A 4,739-nucleotide genomic window follows, 5' to 3' on the forward strand; every position below is an offset into this window, starting at 1 on the left:
CCCCCCTGTCCGCCCGGTTTCGCCCCCGCCGGAGCCGGGCTGCGGAAATGGCTCGGCACCGCCACGTGGAACGAGTGCCGCCGGAAGCATTGACATGTCCAGGACTCACCATCACTCTGAGTGCCAGTCCGCGATGCAACCGGTTGCACTGCACCGACCGCGTTCCGGCAGCACGGACCACATGACGGAGGAGTGAGGTTCCCCGCCTCTCACTCCCCCACCGGCTCCTCGGAGGAAAGGACTGCCGTGTCCCTCACAGCACGAAGCCCCACGCCCGTCTCCCTGGCTCCGGCGACCGGATTCGCCCCCTCCGCCGACGCGCGGACCTGTTCCGCTCCTTGACGCACGGCCCTGTGTGCAACCGGTTGCAGACCGCGTGCGCGGGGCCTCCACGGTCTCGCGGTCCCCCGTATGCACCGGATGCCGGCAGGGGTACGTTCGGGGCAGGCGGGCGAAGGCGCAGGAGCGGCAAGGGGAAACAACCGTGGCGATGACCATCCGTGATGTCGCGCAGGCCGCGGGGGTTCACGTCTCCACCGTCTCGCGGGCCTTCTCGGCCTCCCATCTCGTGAAGCGGGAGACCCGGGACCGGGTCCTGGCCGTCGCCGCACAGCTGGGCTACCAGCCCAACGAGACGGCACGGGCGCTGACCACCGGCCGCACCCGGAATCTCGGGCTGATCGTCTCCGACATCGCCAACCCCTTCTACCCGCCGCTCATCAAGGCCGCTCAGGCGTACGCCCGTGTCCGCGGTTACCAGGTCTTCGTGGCGGACACCGACGAGGACGTCCATGCGGAGGAGGAGCTGATCCGGACCCTGGCCCGCCAGGTCGACGGCGTGGTCCTGGTCAGTCCCCGGCTGGCCAACGACGTCATCGCCCGGCTGGGCGGGGACCTGCCCTTCGTCCTGGTCAACCGCCAGGTGGCGGGGCTCTCCGCCGTCCTGATGGACGTGGCGCACGGTGCGGCCCTCGCGGTCGAGCACCTCGCGGGCCTGGGTCACGGGCATCTGGCCCTGGTCGGCGGCCCGCGAGGATCGTGGACCAGCGCGGAGATGCGACGGGCCGCCGGCCGTGCGGCCGCGGAGCGGGGCATCCGGCTCGACGTGCTCGGCCCCAACGCACCGACGGAGCAGGGCGGGACCGGGGTGACGGCCGCCGTACTCAGGACGGGAGCCACCGGCGTGATCGCTTACAACGACCTGGTCGCCATCGGACTCATCGAAGGGCTGGACGGGCGGGAGGTGCGGGTGCCGCGCGACATCAGCGTGATCGGCGTGGACGACACCGTGGCCGGGCGGCTGAACCGGCCCCGGCTCACCACGGTCGCGATGCCCACCGCTCCGGCCGGCAGGACGGCGGTCGACCTGCTGATCCAGGCGATCGAGGCGATCGACGCGGTCGGCGCCGGCCCCGCCACGGCACAGGCCACGCTGGCCACGTCACTGGTGGTCAGGGACTCCACCGCAGGGCCGGGTCCGACGGCCGGCTGATCGTCCGCACCATCTTGTTGACCGCTCAGGGCGGGTGTCGTACCGTCACCGTTGTTCGCATACTCGAACTGGGTTCATAATAGGGAATCTTGTTCCTGAGCCGGGTTCAGCCTTCACCACCGCACCAACCGTTGACAGGTGCCTGCGGAGGACGCCGCAGGCGGTGAAAGGAATAACCAGTGCGTACTGAGAACCAGCACGTCAGAAGAGGTGGCGGCCGTGCGGCCGCCACCTTCACAGCCGTGGTTTCACTGCTCGCCGCAGGACTCACCGCGCTCTTCGCGACCGGCTCCGCCTCGGCAGCCCCGGCTGCGGGCTCGTACAGCCTGGCGAACGCCGCCAGTGGCCTGTGTCTGGGCGTACCGGGCGCGAGCACCTCCGCCGGCACGCAGCTCACCCAGAGCGCCTGCAACGGTGCCGCCAGCCAGACCTGGAAGCTCACCGCCTCAGGCAGCGGCTACACCCTGACCGCCGCGAACAGCGCCAAGTGCGCCGGCGTACGGGGAGCATCCACCAGCGCCGGCAAGGCCGTGGAACAGCAGGACTGCAGCGGAACCGCCTCCCAGGTGTGGACCCTGGCCGCGGTCAGCGGCAACACCTACCGCGTCGTCAACAGCAACGGCGGCAAGTGCCTCAACGTGAAGGACAGCTCGACGGCCTCGGGCGCCGTGGTCCAGCAGAACTCCTGCGACTCGGTGAGCAGCAAGAGCTGGACCTTCACCGCCTCGGGCACCGTACCCACGGACCCGCCCACGGACCCGCCGACCGATCCTCCGACCGACCCGCCCACGGACCGGCCCTCCTGGCCGGCCGCCAACGGCAGCCAGGCCGTCTCCTCGACGATCGAGGTCTCGGGCACGTACGACGGTGGCATGAAGCGCCTGTACGGCAGCGGTGACCTGGGCAGCGGTGGCCAGGACGAGGACCAGCCCCCGATGATCAGGCTGGCGGACGGCGCCACCCTCCAAAACGTCATCCTCGGCGCTCCGGCCGCCGACGGTGTGCACTGCGCGGGCACCTGCACGATCAAGAACGTCTGGTGGGAGGACGTGGGCGAGGACGCCGCGACCTTCCGCGGCGGCTCCTCCTCGACGGTCCGCACGATCGACGGCGGCGGCGCCAGGCAGGCCGAGGACAAGGTGTTCCAGCACAACGGCGTCGGCACCCTGGTCGTCAAGAACTTCCAGGTCGAGGACTTCGGGAAGCTGGTCCGCTCCTGCGGCAACTGCTCCACGCAGAACGCCCGGCACATCCAGCTGCAGAACATCTGGGTGACGGCTCCCGCTGACTCCCTGGTCGGGATCAACACCAACTACGGCGACACCGCACGGTTCTCGGACGTCACGATCTACGACGACGGCGGCCGCGACCTCGACATCTGCACCAAGTACAGGGGCACCACGAGCGGCGAGCCCAGCCAGATCGGCACGGGGGCGGACGGCACCCACTGCATCTACTCCTCGTCCGACATCAGTTACGTCGACTGAGGCACGAGCGCGCCCGGCCGGAGCCCGTCCCCCCTCGGGGGACGGGCTCCTCGCGCATCAGCCGGCCTCGGTGACCTTGCCGTCGGACACCTCGACGCGGCGGGTCGTACGGACCGCCTCCAGCATCCGCCGGTCGTGCGTGACCAGCAGCAGTGTCCCGGTGTACGCCTCCAGCGCCGACTCCAGCTGTTCGATCGCCGGAAGATCCAGATGGTTCGTGGGCTCGTCCAGGACGAGCAGATTGACGCCCCGGCCCTGGAGGAGCGCGAGGCCGGCCCGGGTGCGCTCGCCGGGCGAGAGCGTGGTCGCGGGGCGCAGCACATGGGCGGCGCGCAGGCCGAACTTGGCGAGCAGCGTGCGCACCTCGGCGGGCTCGGTGTCCGGGACGGCGGCGCAGAACGCGTCCAGCAGGCTCTCCGTACCGTGGAACAGCTTGCGCGCCTGGTCGACCTCGCCCACCACGACGCCCGAGCCGAGCGTGGCGTGGCCCGCGTCCAGCGGGAGTCTGCCGAGCAGGGCGGCGAGCAGCGTGGACTTGCCCGCGCCGTTGGCGCCGGTGATGGCGACCCGGTCCGCCCAGTCGATCTGCAGGGTGGCCGGGCCGAAGGAGAAGCCGCCCCGGACGACGGCGGCATCACGCAGGGTGGCCACGACGGAACCGGAGCGCGGCGCGGAGGCGATCTCCATCCGCAGCTCCCACTCCTTGCGGGGTTCCTCGACGACGTCGAGGCGCTCGATCATGCGCTGCGTCTGTCTGGCCTTCGCAGCCTGCTTCTCGCTGGCCTCGCTGCGGAACTTGCGGCCGATCTTGTCGTTGTCGGTGGCCTTGCGACGGGCGTTCTTCACGCCCTTGTCCATCCAGCCGCGCTGCATCTGGGCGCGGCCCTCGAGCGCGGAGCGCTTGTCGGCGTACTCCTCGAACTCCTCGCGGGCGTGCGCCCGGGCGCGTTCGCGCTCCTCCAGGTATGCGGAGTAACCGCCGCCGTAGAGGTTGATCTCCTGCTGGGCGAGGTCGAGCTCCAGGACCTTGGTGACCGTCCGCATCAGGAACTCGCGGTCGTGGCTGACGACGACGGTGCCGGCGCGCAGCCCTGACACGAAGCGCTCCAGACGCTCCAGGCCGTCGAGGTCCAGATCGTTGGTGGGCTCGTCGAGCAGGAACACGTCGTAGCGCGACAGCAGCAGCGAGGCCAGACCGGCGCGGGCCGCCTGGCCGCCGGAGAGAGCCGTCATCGGCAGGTCGAGGCCGATGGTCAGGCCGAGGTCGGCGGCGACCTCCTCGGCGCGTTCGTCCAGGTCGGCGCCGCCGAGGGACAGCCAGCGCTCCAGCGTGTCGGAGTACGCGTCGTCCGCACCGGGTGCCCCCTCGACCAGGGCCTGGGTCGCTGCGTCCATGGCGGCCTGGGCGTCGGCCACCCCGGTGCGGCGGGCGAGGAATTCCCGTACGGACTCGCCCGCGCGGCGCTCGGGCTCCTGGGGGAGGTGTCCGACGGTGGCGGTGGGCGGGGAGAGCCGCAGCTCCCCCTCCTCAGGCCGGTCGAGCCCCGCGAGCAGGCGGAGCAGCGAGGATTTGCCCGCGCCGTTGGCTCCGACGAGACCGATCACGTCACCGGGCGCGACCACGAGGTCGAGTCCGGTGAAGAGCGTGCGGTCGCCGTGTCCGGCGGCGAGTTCCTTGGCGACGAGAGTGGCAGTCATCAGGAAGCCGATCCTAACGAACCTCCGGCCCCTCCCCTTCCGCCGGACCACGGGTGCGGTCA

Annotated in this window: 3 protein-coding genes and 1 pseudogene; 3 read left to right on the forward strand and 1 reads right to left on the reverse strand. The window is 71.0% G+C overall.

The window, feature by feature from the left end:
- Positions 1-490: 490 nt before the first annotated feature.
- The 3 genes and pseudogenes from VN520_RS02060 (at position 491) to VN520_RS02070 (ending at position 2,979) form a co-directional block, all read left to right on the forward strand.
- Positions 491-1,492 carry a LacI family DNA-binding transcriptional regulator gene (locus VN520_RS02060; RefSeq protein WP_325745087.1) on the forward strand — a complete coding sequence of 334 codons (1,002 nt, stop codon included), beginning with the start codon at positions 491-493 and terminating at the stop codon, positions 1,490-1,492.
- Positions 1,493-1,734: 242 nt separating this feature from the next.
- Positions 1,735-2,214, forward strand: a pseudogene (locus tag VN520_RS02065) (RICIN domain-containing protein); the annotation flags it as partial.
- A gap of 120 nt (positions 2,215-2,334) precedes the next feature.
- Positions 2,335-2,979, forward strand: a complete 645-nt coding sequence (locus tag VN520_RS02070; protein WP_414719751.1) for a pectate lyase — start codon at positions 2,335-2,337, stop codon at positions 2,977-2,979.
- Between the two features lie 57 nt (positions 2,980-3,036).
- On the opposite strand, the gene VN520_RS02075 is transcribed toward VN520_RS02070, so the two are convergent.
- A complete protein-coding gene (locus VN520_RS02075) occupies positions 3,037-4,677 on the reverse strand; it encodes an ABC-F family ATP-binding cassette domain-containing protein (protein ID WP_325745088.1) in 1,641 nt (546 codons plus the stop codon).
- Between the last annotated feature and the right edge of the window lie 62 nt (positions 4,678-4,739).

The organism is Streptomyces sp. (assembly GCF_035563135.1).
Lineage (GTDB): Bacteria > Actinomycetota > Actinomycetes > Streptomycetales > Streptomycetaceae > Streptomyces.